The following is a 16,894-nucleotide window of genomic DNA, read 5'->3' on the forward strand; positions in this document are numbered from 1 at the left end:
CCTGAGCCACCCCGCCTTCGACAGGTTCCCGCGGCTGTTGGTGGGTGTCGACCTTGGTCGACACCCGAGCAAGCGCAGCGAAGCGACCCGCTTTTGCTTTTCTTTCTTTCTTCCGTGGCTGGACGCGCACGGAAACTGTCAGGGGCCGGGCGGCGTGGGCCATGCAGGGGCGTTGGCGCCATGGATGGCGCCATCGAGCTTACAGGGACGTACTTGCAGCGTCCCCTGCATGGCCCACCCGCCCGGCCAAGCACGCGATCCGCTCTACGCGACCAACCACGAGGGGCTCAGCCGTTCGCCGCCAACTCCGCATCCAGCGCGCGCAGGCGATCCACGGTGCCGACGTCGGTCCAGCGCCCGCGATGGTGCTGCCCGGTCATCAACCCCTGCGCCATGAAGTGCTTCTGCAGCGGCACCACCGAGAACTTCGGTGGCAGCCGCTCGCTGCCCGGCGCATCGCCGATCACCGCGCGCCAGTCGGCCACGATCGAAGGACGGTACACGCCGATGCCGGCATAGGTCAGGCATGGTCCTTCGCGGTCGTGGTGCAGGAACCCCTGTGCATCCAGGCGGTAGTCACCATTCGGGTGCTGAACCGGATTGTCGACCAGCACCAGGTGCGCCTGGCCCTGCGGCTCGCGCGGCAGCGTGGCGAAATCGAAATCGGTCCAGATGTCGCCGTTCACTACCAGGAACGGGGCATCGCCCAGCACCGGCAGGGCGTTGAGGATGCCGCCGCCGGTTTCCAGCGGGGTCTGCCCTTCGTACAGGAAATGCAGGCGCAGGCCCCACTGGCTGCCATCGCCAAGCGTCGCCGGGAACTGTTCGGCCAACCATGCGGTGTTGACCACCACCTCGCGCACGCCGAGTGCGGCCAGGCGTTCCAGGTGCCAGACGATCAACGGCTTGCCAGCTACTTCCAGCAGCGGCTTGGGCGTGTGCAGGGTCAAAGGGCGCATGCGCTCGCCGAGGCCGGCGGCAAAGACCAGTGCCTTCATCGGGCCACGCGCATCGGTGCACCCAGCTCGGCCAGCGCCGGCTTGATGCGGTCGTCCAGCAGCTGCTGCAGCGGTGCCAGCTCGCGGTAGCGCGGCAGCACTTCATCCAGATAGGTGATGAAGCGCGGTGCGTCGTCGAGGTAATGGCCCTTGTTGTCGCGGTAACGCAGCCGGCAGAACAGGCCCAGGATCTTCACGTGGCGCTGGATGCCCATCCAGTCGGCATCGCGCAGGAAGGTGGCGCGGTCGGGCACCGGCAGGCCGGTGTCGCGGGCGCGCTCGTGATACTGCGCCAGCCATTCGTCCACGCGTTGCAGTGGCCAGCTCAGGAAGGCGTCCTTGAACAGGCTCACCGCATCGTAGGCGATCGGGCCGCGCACCAGGTCCTGGAAATCCAGGACCGCGGGGCCATCGTCGACCGGCATCAGGTTGCGCGGCATGTAGTCGCGATGGGTCATCAGCTGGGCCTGGCCCAGCGCGTTGTCCATCAGGCGGCGATGCACCAGCTGCAGGCCTTCGATCTCGCCGCAGTCCAGTTCAAGGTTCAGGTGGCGCTGCAGGAACCATTCGTCGAACAGGCCGGCATCGCGCTGCAGCAGTGCTTCGCCGAACTGGCCGAAGTCGGCCGGCACCGGGATCGCCTGCAGGCGCAGCAGCTGCTCGATCGAACGACCGAACCATTCGTCAGCGTTGCGCTCGTCGAGGATCCTGGCCAGGGTCGGGCCGCCGAGATCTTCCAGCAGCAGGAAGCCGGCATCCAGGTCCTGCGCGAGCAGCATGGGCACGCGCAGACCGTTGTCGTGCAGCAGGCCGCGCATGCGCAGCCACGGCCGCGGATCTTCCAGCCCCGGCGGGGCGTCCATCACGATGTGGCTGCCGCGCGTGCTGGTGGTGCGCCAGTAGCTGCGCATGCCGGCGTCAACCGAAGCGCGTTCGACCACCGCGTTGGCATCATCGAGCTGGGTACGGGCCCACTGCAGGCGCTGCGCGCTGCGCTGGGGATCGGAGGCGGGTTCGGTCATGCGGGCATATCCGGGCGCGCCGGGCGCGCCAACGTCGGCAACAGGAAGGGAAGGGGGAGCGGCGTCAGCGGCGACCGCTGAACAGGCGCAGGACGGCCAGCACGGCCACCGCGCCCACCACCGCGCCGAGGAAACCGGCCGGTTCGCCGGGGGCGTACCAGCCCATGTACTGGCCGAACCAACCGGCCAGCAGGGCACCAAGGATGCCCAGCACGATGGTCAGCAGGCAGCCCATGCGGTTGTTGCCGGGCATGAAGAAACGCCCGAGCAGGCCGACGAAGAAGCCGACCAGCAGGATGTACAGCCAGCTGCTGCTGCCGAACAGACCATTCATGCGCGCGGATTCCGCTTGAGTGTGGACGCAGCCTAGCAAGGCCAGGCTGCGTCCGTCACGAGTGCCGGATCAGCAGCAGCCGTGGTCGCCGTGGCGGGTGCCGCTGTCGGCAGCCACCGGCGAGCCGCTGGTCTCGCCGCGCAGGCTGGCGGCGTAGTGCTCGCTGATCACCTTGGACACGCAGGCGGTGACCTTCTTGCCCATCGGGATGTGCAGGAACTCGTTCGGGCCATGCGCATTGGAGTGCGGGCCGAGCACGCCGGTGATCATGAACTGCGCGCCCGGGAACTTCTCGCCCAGCATGCCCATGAACGGGATCGAGCCGCCTTCGCCCATGTACATCGCCGGCTTGCCGAAGAAGGCCTGGCTGGCGTCGTCGATGGCCTGGGTCAGCCACGGCGCCATCGCCGGGGCATTCCAGCCGGTGGAGGCCTTTTCCAGGTCCAGGGTGACCTGCGCGCCGTTCGGCGGGTCGCGCAGCAGTGCTTCCTTCAGCAGCTCGCCGCAGGTCTTGCCATCGGCGGTCGGCGGCAGGCGCAGCGACAGCTTCACCGAGGTCTGCGGACGCAGCACGTTGCCGGCCGATTCCAGCGGCGGCATGCCACCGACGCCGGTGACCGACAGCGCCGGGCGCCAGGTGCGGTTGAGCACCAGCTCGGTCAGGTCCTCGTTCATGGGGCGCAGGCCGTCGACCATCGGGAACTTCTCGAAGATCTCGGTATCCACCACTTCGGCGGCACGCTTGGCCTGTTCCAGGCGCTCGGCCGGGATCTCCACGTTCATGCCGTCGATCAGGATGCGGCCGGTGTCCTGGTCCTCGATGCGCGAAAGGATCTGGCGCAGCAGGCGGAAGCTGGACGGGATCACGCCGGAGGCATCGCCGGAATGCACGCCTTCGTTGAGCACCTTCACGGTGAAATTGCCGCCGGTCAGGCCGCGCAGCGAGGTGGTGCACCACAGCTGGTCGTAGTTGGCGCAGCCCGAATCCAGGCAGACCACCAGCGACGGCTTGCCGATGCGGTCGGCCAGGTGGTCGACGTAGGCCGGCAGGTCATAGCTGCCGGACTCTTCACACGCTTCGATCAGCACCACGCAGCGGGCGTGCGGCAGGCCCTGGGCCTGCAGTGCCAGTACCGCAGCCAGCGAGCCGAAGATCGCGTAGCCGTCGTCCGCACCGCCGCGGCCATACAGCTTGTCGCCGCGCAGGACCGGGGTCCACGGGCCGAGGTCGTCGTCCCAGCCGGTCATTTCCGGCTGCTTGTCCAGGTGGCCATAGAGCAGGATGGTGTCGTCGCCGGTTTCGGCGCCGGTAGCCGGAATTTCCAGGAAGATCAGCGGGGTACGGCCTTCCAGGCGCACCACCTCAACCTTCAGGCCGGGCAGCTGCTGGGCCTTGGCCCAGTTCTCCATCAGGGTGACCGCCTGTTCCATGTAGCCGTTCTGCACCCAATTGGCGTCGAACATCGGCGACTTGTTGGGAATGCGGATGTAGTCGACCAACTGCGGGACGATTTCGCTGTCCCACTTGTCATTGACGAATTGGCCGAGCTTGGCGCTGTCCATCTGAAACTCCGGTTGCATGGGCTGATCCGGCCATTCTACGCCTGTGCCGCGGGTAGGGTTTTTCCTACATCACGTCGGGTATTTGGCTGGCTTACGGAAATCCGGGAAACCGATAGGCTGTGCACATGTGGTGACGGACACTGTTCCTGCCGACGGGATTGCCGGTCGGGGCGGCCAGAATCACAGGGAGATACACGTCGTGCCTTGGTTTGTCGTGTTGAGGGCGCTGGTGCTGGTAGTGGGGATCGCTGGGGCGCATGCCGCCGAACCGATCGACATCAACCGCGCCGATGCCCAGGCGCTGCAGCAGGGATTGACGATGGTCGGAGCCGCCAAGGCCGAGGCGATCGTCGAGCACCGGCGCAGACACGGCCCGTTTCATCGCGTCGAGGACCTGACGCAGGTGAAGGGGATAGGGAAAGCGATCGTCGAACGGAATCGACAGCGGATCACCGTAGGCAACAGGTTGTTGCCGGCGGATCCGGTACCCGGATCGGTACCGGTGCGGACCGTACCCAGGCGCTGACAGCAGGAATCGTCGGAACCGGCAGGAGGCTGGTTCACCGGTCACGGACAGGAAGGCCGTGACCACCGACCGCCGCAGGACGCGGCACCAATCACCAGGATGGTGGCATCACAGACCTGTGGAAGGGGCTGAGATACAAACAGGACAGACGCGGCCGCGTGCAGGATGCAACGCTACCCCCACAGCGCAGGATGCGAGGGGGCGGCAGCAGGCCGACAAGGACGTAACGATTGCCCGGTACGACACATGGCTGTGTCGCCGGGCAATTTCATTTCCGGCGCCTGGTTTTGCCGCGGCCACCACGGGCCGATGGTGTACGGTGGCCGCTCCGCATGGAAAGGACCCCGCTGGATGCTTGTGCACCGCCCCACGACCCTGATGCTCGCCCTGGCACTGACCCTGCCACTGCTGGCCCATGCCGCTGCGCCGACGCCGACAGCCAAGCCTGCGGCCGAAGCCAGCACCGCCGACGTGCGCGGGCCGACCGACCTGAAACCGGGCGAGTACCTGTGGCATCCGGAAATCTCGCCGACCGGCCCGATCGTGCTGGTGGTCAGCCTCGATGAGCAGCGTGCCTACGTTTACCGCAACGGCATCGCCATCGGCCTGACCACGATCAGCTCGGGCAAGGCCGGGCACGAGACGCCGACCGGCGTGTTCACCATCCTGCAGAAGGACAAGGACCACAGGTCCAACCTCTACAACAGCGCGCCGATGCCCTACATGCAGCGGCTGACCTGGGATGGCATCGCCCTGCATGGCGGCAGCCTGCCCGGGCATCCGGCCTCGCATGGCTGCGTGCGCCTGCCGCAGGCGTTCGCGCAGAAGCTGTTCAGCGAAACCCAGCGCGGCGATACGGTGGTGGTGGCCGACGCCAAGAGTTCGCCGATGACCCTGGCCTATCCTTCGGTGCTGGCACCGGTCAACGCGCGCGGCCAGGCTTTGCCGGAAACCGAGGGCGGGGCCCCGGCGCAGGCCTGGTGGGACGACAGCGCAGCCCCGGCCGGGCAGGTCGGCATCCTGGTCAGCCTGCATGACCAGCGCCTGTACGTGCTGCGCGACGGCGTGATGATCGGCGAGTCGCCGCTGAAGGCCGACGCCCTGCCCGCATTCCAGGGCACCACGCTGTTCGTGATGGGGCAGGGCTACAGCGATACGCCCAGCCCGCTGGACGTGAACCAGCGCCTGCACCAGTGGACGGCCTATCCGCTGCTGGGCCAGGATCGTGCCCAGGCCACCCCGGACCTGCTGGCCACGCCCTCGTTGCCAATGGCGCTGCCGGCCGATTTTGCCCGCCAGCTGTACCAGGTGCTGGTGCCGGGCACGACCCTGCTGGTGACCTCGTTGCCGGCGGTCCGCCCAAGCCCGGCTGAATCCGGAATGCAGCCGGTCTTGGAATCCGAGCCGCCAGGGTCCACCCTCAAGGGCAACTGAGTCCCCTCGTTGTGCCCATGACTGCATCCCGCCTGTGCCGGCTGGCCGCGTTCGGCCTGCTGGCGACCTCGGCCAGCGCCCCGGCGCTGGCACAGACGCCCGCCCTTGCCACCAGCGCTGATGAACTGGCTGCCTTGCTGTCGCGCAGTGCGCCCAAGGCTGACCGCCACGTGTTGCAGCTGGCGGCGCACGCCATGCGCTGTGCGTTGCAGCGTCCGGAGCTGGGCATCAACGGTGATCGTCTCAGCGTGATCGATTATTCGCGGCCGTCCACCGAGCCGCGCCTGTGGGTGTTCGACCTGGCCCACCAGCGCCTGCTGTTCGAGGAATGGGTGGCGCATGGCCGCAACAGCGGCGAGAACCGCACCCAGCACTTCTCCAACCGCGATGGGAGTTTCATGTCCAGCCTCGGCGCGTTTACCGCGCAGGAGACCTACATGGGCGGTAATGGATATTCGCTGCGCCTGGCCGGGCTGGAGCCGGGCTTCAACGACCGTGCGCGCGAACGCGCGATCGTCATCCACGGTGCGCCGTACGTGAACCCGGCCACCGCGCAGCTACAGGGGCGCTTGGGTCGCAGCCTGGGTTGCCCGGCGGTGCGCCTTTCGGTGGCCAAGCCGCTGATCGATGCGTTGCGTGGCGGCACGATGGTGTTTGCGTACTACCCTGACCAGGATTGGCTGAAGCACTCGCAGCTGCTGGCCGGCGGATGCGGTGGCCAGGGCACGCTCGCTACGCGGTGATGCATGATGGCGCGTGGCGTGATGCAATGCGCCGATGAACGTCGACTCCCTGTTGCACACTCCGAGCCAGGTCATTTCCAGCCTGGACTATCGTCGCGAACGCTGGCGGAATGGACTTGGCTGGACCCGCGAGATCCTGCGCCTGCCCGCACAGGGTGATGACTGGGCGCTGCGCCTGTCGGTGGCCGAGATCGAGCAGGACGCTGCGTTCTCCACCTTCCCCGGCGTGGAGCGAGAACTGGTGCTGCTGCAGGGCAATGGCGTGCGCCTGCGTTTCGAGGATGGCCGCGTGGCCCAGGTGCTGCCGCCGCACGGGCGGGTGCGCTTTGCCGGTGAAGAAGCGCTGCACGGTGAACTGGTCGATGGCACCACCCACGACTTCAACCTGATGTGGAAGCGCGAGCTGCTGCAGGCCGAACTGCTGCACCGGCCGCTGGTGGGATCGATGTTCTTCTTCTGCGAACCGGGCGTTGCGTGGGCGCTGCATCTGCTGGCCGGACAGGCGCAGTTCGGTGCCGATAGTGGCCTGCCGGCGCTGCAGGCGGGAGACACCGCGTGGTTGGCGGCGGGCGAGAGGCAACGGCATGCGCTCAGCGGTGGTGGCGAGTTGTTGGCGATACGGGTGAGCGCGGCGGGAGCATGATTCCTGGGCGCCGGTGGGCGCCATCCACGCATGGCGTGGATCTACTGCTGTGCGGTTGCCACCATGCCTGGGCACGCCGTCATGGTGCGGCTGTGGTTGGGGTCAGAGCCCTTTCCTGCGGAAAGGGAACCGACCCCGACGGTTCGTTCAATACACATCGCGCCGGTAACGACCGGCCAGCAGCATCGCTTGCTTGCCTGCGGTACCCAGCACCCGCTCGATCACTGCATCCACGCCCGGGGCCATGCCCTGCAGGCTGCCGCAGACCAGGATCGTCGCGCCTTCATCGACCCACTGCCGCAGCGTCGCCGCTTCGGCCTGCAGCCGGTCCTGCACATAGCGATGCGCGCCGCCGTCGCGGCTGAACACTGCATCCAGCCGTGCCAGCGTGCCGCTGGCCAGCATCGCCTGCAGTTCTTCGCCGAAATGGAAGTCGTGCGCGGCGGTGCGCTCGCCGAACAGCAGCCAGGTGCGGCGCGCGCCGCGCTGGGCACGTTCGTGCAGGTGCGCGCGCAGGCCGGCGATGCCGGTGCCGTTGCCGATCAGCAGCAGCGGTACATCGGTGGGCACGCCATGGAAATTGTCGTTGCGGCGCAGCCGCAGTTGCACCGGTTCGCCGATGGGCGCGTGGTCGCACAGCCAGCCGCTGCCGATGCCGGGTGTACCGTCGGCGCGCAGTTGGCGGCGCACCAGCAGCTCCACCGCGCCGTCGGCCATCACCGAGGCGATCGAGTACTCGCGATGCGGCAGCGGTTGCAGGGTTGCCAGCAGTGCGGGCAGATCACCCGGGGGAACCAGCGAGGGCAGATGCGAGCGCTCGATACGGGCCAGCAACGCCTGCCCGTCATCCAGCATGGTGTCTGCATTGAAGCCCTGTGCATCGAGCCAGGCGCGCGCGCTGTGGCGTGGGTGCTGCGGGCCGATCTCGGCGATGTCGCCGGCCTGCCACTGCACATCGACGCCAGGCGGTGGCTGCAGGCGCACCCAGTACACCGGGCCGCCGGGGCTGCCCGGATTCAGATGCTGGCGTTGCAGCAACGTCCACGGCTGATACTCGGCCGGGCTCCAGTCGGGCAGTTCAGTGGCGCCTCCGCCAAGTTGTCCCAGCAACTGCTGCCAATGTCGCAGCGCCGCCGGATCGGCATTGTCGACCTCGATCGCATCGAACAGCGGGTGCGCGCCATGCTGGCGCAGCCACTGGTCCAGCTGGTGGCCGAATCCGCAGAAGTGGCCATAGCTGCGGTCGCCCAGCGCGAGCACGCCGTACTGCAGATGCTGCAACGGAGGCGGCGTGGCCATCACCCCGCGCAGGAACGGCAGGGCGTGGTCGGGCGGATCGCCTTCGCCGGTGGTGCTGGCAATGAACAGCGCGCGCTGGCTGTCGGCCAGCAACGCTGCATCCACCTGGTGCAATCCGCGCACACGCACCGGCACGCCGGCACCACGCAGGGCCTCGGCACTGCGTTCGGCCAGTTCGCGGGCAAAGCCGGTCTGGCTGGACCAGACCAGCAGGAGCGGCGCGGTATCGGCGGACGCCGCATCATCGCGCGGACGAGTGCGCCACCACAGGGCTGCGCAGGCCAGCGCGTACAGCGCGGTGGCGATGATGGCGATCTGCGATTGCCGTGCCGGCGGTGCGCCCTGCCACCAGGATTCGCCGAGGTGCAGGCGCAGCAGCGCACAGGCGATCAGCGCCAGTACGATCAGTACAAGTGTGTTGCCGAGCCACGCACGCGATGGCCGAGTGCTCATGCGTCCTGCCCGTCGAGCAGGCGCTGGAAGGCGCTGCTGAGAAATTCCTGCGGGGCGTCTGCGGTGCGTTGCAGGTAGCGCGCGGCCAGTCCTTCGCGCTCGGCCAGCGCCATGCCCTGTTCGCGACCCAGCACGGTCAGTGCGGTAGCCCAGGCATCGGCGTGCATGGCGTCGTCGGCCACGACGGTGACCGCTGCGGCGACCTGCTGCACCGGCCTGCCCGTACGCGGGTCGAGGCTGTGGCTGTAGGCCTCGCCATCGGCCTGGTACTGGTGCCAGCGATCGCCCGAAGTGGCCACCGCCTTGCCGTCCAGCGCCAGCACCCGTGGCGGGGTTTCGGTGTGCACATCCTCTTCCGGTGCGGATTCCACCAGCACGCGCCACGGTTGGCCGTCCGGTTTGCGGCCGTAGCCGGCCAGTTCGCCGCCGACTTCGATCAATGCTGCAGCGATGCCTTGCGCGCGCAGCCAAGCGGCGACGTGATCGACGCCGAAGCCCTTGGCGATCGCAGAGAGATCCAGTTCCAGCCGGCCCGGTTGCAGCAGCGCATCATCCTGCCACTGCAGGCGCTGCCAACCGCAACGCTCACGGGTGGCCTGCAGGGTAGCGGCGTCGGGCTGGCGGCGTTCACCGGCATGTGCACCGAAGCCCCACAGTGCAACCAGCGGACCGATGGTGGGATCGAAGGCGCCGTCACTGGCGGCAGCGATGGCCTGTGCGCAGGTCACAACGTGGCGGGTCTCCGCCGGCAGCACGCACCATTGGCCAGCGTCGGCGCGGTTGTAGCGGCTCAGATCCGAGCCGGGCTCCCAGGTGCTCATCTGCGCGACCACGTCGTCCAACCGCGCCTGGATGCCGGCGTGCAGCGGGTGCAGGTCGCGCTGGCGCGACGCGACCAGCGACACGCTCCAGGTGGTGCCCATGGTGGTGCCACCGAGGCGGGCGATGTCGAGATGGGAATCGGTCATGGTGATGCGTTGCGGTGGCGATGCCGGGGAACGCCCGGCATCGCGGTCCACATTACTGCGGCAGCACTTCCAGCGTGGCGACGTAGCTCAGGCGGCGCTTGGCGGCCTGCTTCACCGACGTCTTGTTGTCCTCGGTGCCGGTCTCCAGCCAGTACATGCCGGCTTCCGGCCAGGTCACCTTGATCTCGCCCTTGGCATCGCTGGTCAGCTTCAGCTCGTCCTGCGCGTTGCGGTAGCGGGTGGCGCCACGCACGATCTCGAACTGCAGGCCGGCGGTCGGCTTGCCATCGACCAGCACGCGGAAGGTGGCTTCCTCGCCGGCGAACAGGTCATTCGGGTGGCCGACGGCGACCAGCTCGATGCCACGGTTGGTCGGCTTCAGCGCGGTGTCGTTCGGCGCACCGTTGGTGACAAAGGTCTCCACGCGGCCGATCGACTGGCTCACTTCCAGCTTCTTCGCGTCCTTCGGCAATTCACCGAAGGTAGCCGCGCTGCCGCGCCAGCGCTTGCGCTCGCCGTTCTGCTCGTACGTGGCGAACAGGCCGTCATTGACCGACGCGATGCGGTAAGTGCCCGACTGCTTCAGTTCGATGTCGAACACGCTGCGGTACTTGCCGGTCGACGCGTTCTGCGGCTGCACGGTGCTGCCGTCCGGCGCGGTGATCACCAGCGATTCCAGGCGCAGCGGCACGTGGTTGAAGTAGAACAGATCGTTGGAGACCGCACCGTCGACGGTGATCCACGGCGCGTTGCCGGCGATCACGGTCTGCGAGGGCAGCAGCCAGGCCTTGTGGGCCAGGGCGGAGAAGGGAAGGGCAGCGGCCAGGGCGGCGGCGAGGACGAGCGTGCGCTTCATGCGGAAGACTCCAGTTGGAAGGGGTCGGATCCCTTTCCAGCGGAAAGGGCTCTGACCCCGAGGGATAGGGCGATGGGGTCAGAGCCCTTCCTGCGGAAGGGATCCGACCCCGGCTCAGGCGGTTATGGTTTGACGGCAAGGGTGACCTGGCCCAGTTCGGTGGCGCCCTGCGCCTTGCCGTTCTGCGCGGCGGTGGCCGGCCAGGTGAAGGGGATCTTCAGCAGTTCGCGGCCACCGACTTCGCGCACCGCTTCCACCACCAGGGTGTAGTTGCCCGGGGCCAGTTGCTTCAGTGCCGGCTGCCTGTCGTTGAACGACAGCGCGTGCTTGCCGGCCGGGCGGGTCGGGCCGGTCACGCCGTCCACCGGCACCTGCAGGGTGCGGCCGCTCTTGCGCCACCACTGGCGCAGGTCCGGCAGCCATTTGGTGCCGTGGCCTTCGCTGTTGCTGGTCTGCTGGTACCAGACCGACAGGTTGGCCGCGACCTTCTGGTCGGCGCCTTCCAGCCACACCGCCACGTACGGGCGGTGGTACTCGGCCACGTTGAGCTTGGGCACTTCGACGTTGATGTCGAGGGTGGTGGCGTACGCCGGCGAGGTGGCCAGCAGGCCGCTGAGGGCGATGGTCAGGGTGACGCGCATGGGGCGGCTCCGGAAACGAAGGAAAGTCAGTGGATCAGCAGCAGGGCGATCAGCAGCGGAATCATCAGGCCGAGGCCGACCAGCGGCCAGGTCATGCGCCGCTGGCGTGCATGCAGGTGCAGCAGGAACAGGCCGGTGATGCAGAACACCAGGCAGGCCACGGCGAACAGGTCCAGGAACCAGCTCCACGCCGGGCCCGCGTTGCGGCCCTTGTGCAGGTCGTTGAGGTAGGACACCGCGCCGCGCGAGGTTGATTCGTACTCCACCGCGCCGGTCCCGCGATCGATGCTCAGCCAGGCGTCGCCGCCGGGGCGCGGCAGCGACAGGTAGATCTCCTCGGCCGACCACTCTGCCGGGCGCCCGCCGATGGCGATGCCCAGCTGCGTGTCCAGCCATTGCCGGGCCGGGCGCGGAATCGGTGCATTGCCGTTTTCGCGCGTGCCGAGCTGGCCGAGCAGATCGGCCGGCAGTTCCAGATGCTGGTTCTGCACCTGGGGTTTGGCTTCGATCTTCGCGGCGTGGTTGAGGGTCAGGCCGGTCACCGCGAACAGCAGCATGCCGATCAGGCACACCGCCGAGCTGATCCAGTGCCACTGGTGCAGCGTCCGCAGCCAGAAGCCACGGTTCTGTTGCTGCGCCACGGTGGAAGAGGCAGGACGGCTCACGGCACGGTTCGAGGCGGACGGGGACTGCCCATTACATCATTGATGAGAATAGCTCGCAATTGCGTGTCGTTCTGTATCGCTGGAGGGCGATTGCCGGCCAGCGGCCGGCACTACCGATCGGTAGATCCACGCCACGCGTGGATGAAGCGGTGCCGACCAAGGTCGGCACCCACCGGGGCCGGGCGCGGCGATCAGAACTTCGCGTTCAACGAGATCCAGTAGCTGCGGCGCTGGTCCTTGGTCGCGTAGTCGTCCACGCAGTTGAACTCGCTCTGGCTGATCAGCAGGCACGACTGCGAAACGAAGTCCTTGTCGAACAGGTTGTTGACCCGTGCGTTCACCGTCAGCCATGGCGTGGCCTTCCAGCTGCCACCGAGATGGAAGATGGTGTAGTCCTGGTAGTAGCGGGTGTGGCTGGCGCCGTTGGCGTCCAGCAGCGTGTCGCGGTAGCGGTCGTAGCGGCCTTCGCCGATCAGCGACAGGCTGATCGCTTCGTTGACCTGCCAGTTGAGGCTGGCATTGGCCATGTGCCTGGCCGGCATCGTGCCGCTGATCGGCAGGCCCTTCTGCGCGCCGCTGGTCTGCTCGCTCCTGGTCCAGGTGTAGTTGCCGCGCAGCTGCAGGGTGTCGAGCAGGTCGACATGCGCGGCCAGTTCGGCACCGCGGGTCTCGGCCTTGTCGATGTTCACGCTCTGGGTGAACGTGCTGTAGCCCAGTGCCGCCCAGCCCGGGCCGATGTCCACGCAGTAGCCGCTGCCGGCGCGGGCTACTTCGCAGTTCGCAAAGGTGCCGCCGCTGGCGATCTTGTCTTCGAACGTGTTGAAGAAGCCGGTGACGTTGAAGCCCCAGCGCTGGCCTTCATAGTAGGCGGCCAGTTCGTAGTTGGTGCTGGTTTCAGGCTTGAGGTTCGGCGAACCGACCAGTGGCAGCGCGCCCTGGCCACCGAAGCCGGTGATGCCCGGGAACAGCTGGTCCGGACGCGGGGTCTTGTAGCCGGTGCTGACGCCGCCCTTGAAGGTCCACGCATCGCTGGCATTCCACACCAGGTAGCCACGCGGACTGACATGGCTGCCGAATACGTTGTGGTCGTCGTAGCGCAGGCCGAAGGTGGCGGTGAGGGTGTCGGTCAGCGCCCAGTTGTCCTCGGCGAACAGCGCCCACATGCGGTGCATCTGCTTGACGTTGCTGCGGTAGCCGGCGCCATCCATGCCGAACACACCGTCGACCATGTCAGTGTCGTTGTACTGGCCGCCCACGGTCAGCGTGTGCGCGCCGAAGTCCAGGTCGAGCATCGTGTCGAGCACGTAGCCTTCCAGTTCCATGGTGCGCAGCGGGCGCGGCAGGAACGCCTGCAGGCGCGCCATCTCGCTCGGGTTGAGGGCAACCAGGGCGTTGCCGCGGCCGGCCGCACAGTTGTTGGCAGCACCGGTGCGGCGGCAGACGTCATTCCATAGCGTCTGCAGGTTGGCGCGCTCTTCCAGGGTCAGCGGCAGCGAACGGCCCAGGTTGCTGCTCTTGCTGTGGGTCAGCGAGGTCTGCCAGGTACCGAAGCTGTAGCGGCCCTGATGGGTCAGCGACAACTGGTCGCGTTCGTAGCGCTGGTAGGCGGTGTAGCCCACGCGCGGCTGCACCACGCGACGGGTGACGGTACCGCTGCCGTTCGGGTTGGGAATGACGGCATTGCCGACGCGCCACAGGCTGGCCAGGCTGTCGAGGGTGCCGGTCTGGCCTTCGCTGTTGTCGAACTTCTGCCGCGACACGTCGTAGTCCAGCCACAGTTCGTGATCGTCGTTGATGCGGACGTCCAACCGCACGCCGCTGTTCCAGTTGGTGTTGGCCACCGACTTGCCACCACCGCCGAAGCCGATGCTGCGCTCCCACAGGGTGCCGTCGGGCAGGGACAACGCATCCCATTCCGGGTTGGAAGCCTTCGCGTCGTAGTAGCTGCCGCGTACTGCCAGGCTGAGGCGCTCCTTCAGCAAAGGGCCGCTGAGGTAGAGGTCGGTGGTGCGTGCATCGCCGAACTGGTCGTCCTGCTGCACGGTGAAGCCCTGGCTGACCGAACCGTGCCAGCTGTCCTGGTTTCGGCGGGTGATGATGTTGATGACACCGCCCATCGCGTCCGAACCGTACAGCGTGGACATCGGCCCGCGCACGACTTCGATGCGTTCGATCGCATCCAGCGGGGGCAGGTAGGCGAACTGGCCGCCACCGAAGTTGTTCGGATAGATCTGGCCGACATTGCTCTGGCGGCGGCCGTCGATCAGCACCAGGGTGTACTCGGACGGCAGGCCGCGCATCGACACGGTGGCGCGGCCGTTCTTGTCGGTCGCTTCCAGGCCGACGTCGATGCCTTCGACGTCGCGCAGCGCATCGACCAGGCTGGTGTACGGGCGCTTGCTCAGTTCCTCGCGGCTGACCACGCTGATGCTGGCCGGGGCATCGATCACCTTCTGCTCGAAGCCGGCGGCGGTGACCACCACCTTGTCCAGCGTCTGCGGCGCGCCTGCGGCGTCACCGTGGGCGAAGGCGGGGCTGGCGCAAGCCGCCAGCACGGCGCTGGTCAGCAGGGTACGGGACAGGGACGAACGGACACGATGGCGCTGAGCCATGGCAGTTACCTCGAAGGATGCAGGGTGGCGCGGTGCCGTGCGCGAAGGGCGCGGCAGGCACGGAAGGGCCGGTCAGGGGCGGCAGGGATGAAGCAGGCAGCGGCGTGCAGGCGCGACCGCGCAGGCGGTCACGTCGGGCCGTGGATCAGGCGAGCGGCGGCGCCTGGCCGCGTTGCTGACGGCGCCCGGGCGCATCGGCCCAGGGCGTGTCCGGAGCGGCCAGCGGCCAGTCCGCGCGCACGCCGGGCATGGCCGGCATGGCGGGTACGAGGTCGAGCTCAGTGCGCAGCCAGTGGCTGGCCAGCAGCAACGGCGGGCGTGCCTTCTCGGCCGACTTCACCGGAGCGGAGGCGCAGCGGCGCAGCTTGGCCGGCGCCTCTTCCTGCAGGGGCGCTTCGCCTCCGCGCTCCTCCAACGGCACCTGCACGGCGATGCCGGCGTGGGCCTGTGGCAGCAGCGGCAGGGTGCCCAGCAGCAACGCCAGCATTGCCACCCACGCCAGCAGGCTGGCCAGCGCAGGACGCTGGCCGCGCATGGCGGTGCCCATCTTGCGATGGATGAGTGGGCGAGGGCGAAGCGGGCGCAGCAAGCGGGGGTTCCCTGGGGCTGCCGGCAGCGGCCGGCATCAACGGGGCGTGATTGTAATGAGAGCTGTTAGCTGTTGCAAATGAGAATGATTGCCAAAATGTCGCAGGCCGGCCCGGCAAGGCTCAGACTTCGCTCCAGCGCCGCAACAGGTTGTGGTACACGCCGGTCAGCTGCAGGACCGCCTCGGCGTCGCCGCCGGTCTGCCGCAGGCGCTCGATCGCGCCATCCATTTCCCACAGCAGGCGGCGCTGCACATCGTCGCGGATCATGCTCTGCACCCAGAAGAACGAGGCCACGCGCGCGCCGCGGGTGACCGGCCGCACCTGGTGCAGGCTGCTGGACGGATACACGACCAGGTCGCCGGCCGGCAGCTTCACTTCGTGCTCGCCGTAGGTATCGCTGATGATCAGCTCGCCGCCTTCGTATTCGTCCGGCGCCGACAGGAACAGGGTGCAGGAGATGTCCGAACGCAGCTGTTCGCCATTGGCCAGGTTCATCACCGCGCCATCGACGTGGTAGCCATAGGTGCCGCCACCGCTGTAGCGGTTGAAGCGTGGTGGCAGGTACTTCAGCGGCAGCGCGGCACTGAAGAACAGCGGGTGCCGGGCCAGCGCGACGAGGATGATCTCGCCCAGTTCGCGGCGCAGCGGCGAAGCCTCGGGCAGCTGCTGGTTGTGCTTGGCCTGTGCGCCCAGATGCCCCACGGTTTCGCGGCCATCGGTCCAGTCGGCGGCGTCGAGGCGGCGGCGGAAGTCGGCGACCTGGTCGGCGCTGAGAATGTCGGGGATGTGCAGCAGCATGCGGGACTCCTCAGAGGGACGGCGGTGCGACCAGGGCGCGCACCTGTGGATGCGGTGACGCGGCCAGCTCCGGCACGATGTGCGCCATGAATGCCGGGCTGCCGTGCGCCAGTGCGAGCCGCAGCCAGTGCACGGCCTGCTCGACCTGGCCGGCCTGCAGCAGGATCGAGGCGTAGTTGGCCTGGCCGCGGAAATCACCGGCCTCGGCCGCGCGCTGGTACCAGGCCAGCGCCGCCTGCGGATCGGGTGCGGTATCCAGCCCGTCTTCGAGGTGGCGGGCCAGCAGGTTCATCGATTTGGCGTGGCCCAGGTGCGCGGCACGGGTGTACAGGGCCAGTGCCTGCGCGCGGTCCTGCGCAATGCCGCGGCCGGTGGCCAGCAGGTTGGCCAGGTTGTACAGGCCCCAGTCCAGGCCGGTGTCGGCCGCGCGCCGGTACCACACCGCCGCCAGCGCCAGGTTGACCGCCGTGCCGTGGCCCAGCTCATGGCAGCGGCCGAGCATGTTCATCGCCATCGGCGCGCCGTTGTTGGCGGCGGTTTCGTACCAGAGCAGCGCCGCCGAGGCGTCCTGCGCGGTGCCTTTGCCTTCCATGTGCATCTGCGCGAGCAGCAGTTGTGCATCGACCTGCCCAGCCTGCGCAGCGTCGCGCACGCGTACGAACGCGGCCTGCGGATCGTGCTGCAGCAGTTCGGCCAGGGCGTCGCTGTCGATGGGGGTACGGGTTGCCATGGGGTGAGTATCGCCGGAA

Annotated in this window: 17 protein-coding genes; 4 read left to right on the forward strand and 13 right to left on the reverse strand. The window is 67.9% G+C overall.

Annotated features, from left to right (window positions below; genetic code table 11):
* Positions 1-287: 287 nt before the first annotated feature.
* The 4 genes from murU to AC5P6H_RS14070 form a co-directional block, all read right to left on the reverse strand.
* Complete coding sequence (gene murU, locus AC5P6H_RS14055) at positions 288-998, reverse strand: N-acetylmuramate alpha-1-phosphate uridylyltransferase MurU (protein ID WP_049408158.1); 711 nt, start codon at positions 996-998, stop codon at positions 288-290.
* The gene (locus AC5P6H_RS14060; RefSeq protein WP_014646249.1) at positions 995-2,020 is read right to left on the reverse strand and encodes an aminoglycoside phosphotransferase family protein; all 1,026 of its coding nucleotides are present in this window, start codon (positions 2,018-2,020) and stop codon (positions 995-997) included. Before AC5P6H_RS14060 ends, murU begins: the two co-directional genes overlap by 4 nt.
* A gap of 64 nt (positions 2,021-2,084) precedes the next feature.
* Positions 2,085-2,354, reverse strand: coding sequence for a GlsB/YeaQ/YmgE family stress response membrane protein (locus tag AC5P6H_RS14065; RefSeq protein WP_005415577.1), 270 nt, complete (start codon positions 2,352-2,354; stop codon positions 2,085-2,087).
* 69 nt (positions 2,355-2,423) lie between these two features.
* The gene (locus AC5P6H_RS14070) at positions 2,424-3,917 is read right to left on the reverse strand and encodes a M20 family metallopeptidase (protein WP_032957377.1); all 1,494 of its coding nucleotides are present in this window, start codon (positions 3,915-3,917) and stop codon (positions 2,424-2,426) included.
* 199 nt (positions 3,918-4,116) lie between these two features.
* Between AC5P6H_RS14070 and AC5P6H_RS14075 the strand changes: the two genes are divergently transcribed.
* The 4 genes from AC5P6H_RS14075 to AC5P6H_RS14090 all read left to right on the forward strand — a co-directional run bounded on the left by AC5P6H_RS14075 (position 4,117) and on the right by AC5P6H_RS14090 (position 7,263).
* A complete protein-coding gene (locus AC5P6H_RS14075) occupies positions 4,117-4,443 on the forward strand; it encodes a ComEA family DNA-binding protein (RefSeq protein ID WP_014036262.1) in 327 nt (108 codons plus the stop codon).
* Positions 4,444-4,794: 351 nt separating this feature from the next.
* Positions 4,795-5,877 (forward strand): L,D-transpeptidase, encoded by a 1,083-nt coding sequence (locus AC5P6H_RS14080; protein ID WP_041863141.1) that lies wholly within the window; start codon positions 4,795-4,797, stop codon positions 5,875-5,877.
* Positions 5,878-5,894: 17 nt separating this feature from the next.
* Entirely contained in the window at positions 5,895-6,620 is a 726-nt protein-coding gene (locus AC5P6H_RS14085) for a murein L,D-transpeptidase catalytic domain family protein (RefSeq protein WP_478426403.1), read from the forward strand.
* 34 nt (positions 6,621-6,654) lie between these two features.
* On the forward strand, positions 6,655-7,263 hold the full coding sequence (locus tag AC5P6H_RS14090; RefSeq protein ID WP_049441065.1) for a HutD/Ves family protein: 609 nt from the start codon (positions 6,655-6,657) through the stop codon (positions 7,261-7,263).
* Positions 7,264-7,410: 147 nt separating this feature from the next.
* Here the strand turns inward: AC5P6H_RS14090 and AC5P6H_RS14095 are convergent, their stop codons facing one another.
* From AC5P6H_RS14095 to AC5P6H_RS14135, 9 genes are all read right to left on the reverse strand, one after another.
* Positions 7,411-9,015 carry a sulfite reductase subunit alpha gene (locus AC5P6H_RS14095; protein WP_495202778.1) on the reverse strand — a complete coding sequence of 535 codons (1,605 nt, stop codon included), beginning with the start codon at positions 9,013-9,015 and terminating at the stop codon, positions 7,411-7,413.
* Positions 9,012-9,983: an FAD:protein FMN transferase gene (locus AC5P6H_RS14100; RefSeq protein ID WP_495202779.1), complete on the reverse strand. Its 972-nt coding sequence runs from the start codon at positions 9,981-9,983 to the stop codon at positions 9,012-9,014. Before AC5P6H_RS14100 ends, AC5P6H_RS14095 begins: the two co-directional genes overlap by 4 nt.
* 52 nt (positions 9,984-10,035) lie before the next feature.
* A complete protein-coding gene (locus tag AC5P6H_RS14105) occupies positions 10,036-10,839 on the reverse strand; it encodes a DUF4198 domain-containing protein (RefSeq protein WP_014646257.1) in 804 nt (267 codons plus the stop codon).
* Between the two features lie 122 nt (positions 10,840-10,961).
* On the reverse strand, positions 10,962-11,480 hold the full coding sequence (locus tag AC5P6H_RS14110; protein WP_005408420.1) for a DUF2271 domain-containing protein: 519 nt from the start codon (positions 11,478-11,480) through the stop codon (positions 10,962-10,964).
* Positions 11,481-11,506: 26 nt separating this feature from the next.
* Positions 11,507-12,145, reverse strand: coding sequence for a PepSY-associated TM helix domain-containing protein (locus AC5P6H_RS14115; protein WP_164233148.1), 639 nt, complete (start codon positions 12,143-12,145; stop codon positions 11,507-11,509).
* A 191-nt stretch (positions 12,146-12,336) separates the two neighbouring features.
* Positions 12,337-14,757 (reverse strand): TonB-dependent receptor domain-containing protein, encoded by a 2,421-nt coding sequence (locus AC5P6H_RS14120; RefSeq protein ID WP_495202780.1) that lies wholly within the window; start codon positions 14,755-14,757, stop codon positions 12,337-12,339.
* A 145-nt stretch (positions 14,758-14,902) separates the two neighbouring features.
* Positions 14,903-15,304 (reverse strand): hypothetical protein, encoded by a 402-nt coding sequence (locus AC5P6H_RS14125; RefSeq protein WP_197557522.1) that lies wholly within the window; start codon positions 15,302-15,304, stop codon positions 14,903-14,905.
* A gap of 163 nt (positions 15,305-15,467) precedes the next feature.
* The gene (locus AC5P6H_RS14130; protein ID WP_032957365.1) at positions 15,468-16,145 is read right to left on the reverse strand and encodes a Fe2+-dependent dioxygenase; all 678 of its coding nucleotides are present in this window, start codon (positions 16,143-16,145) and stop codon (positions 15,468-15,470) included.
* Between the two features lie 10 nt (positions 16,146-16,155).
* Complete coding sequence (locus AC5P6H_RS14135; protein WP_495202781.1) at positions 16,156-16,875, reverse strand: tetratricopeptide repeat protein; 720 nt, start codon at positions 16,873-16,875, stop codon at positions 16,156-16,158.
* Between the last annotated feature and the right edge of the window lie 19 nt (positions 16,876-16,894).

Source organism: Stenotrophomonas sp. YJH_SMC_110 (genome assembly GCF_059369255.1).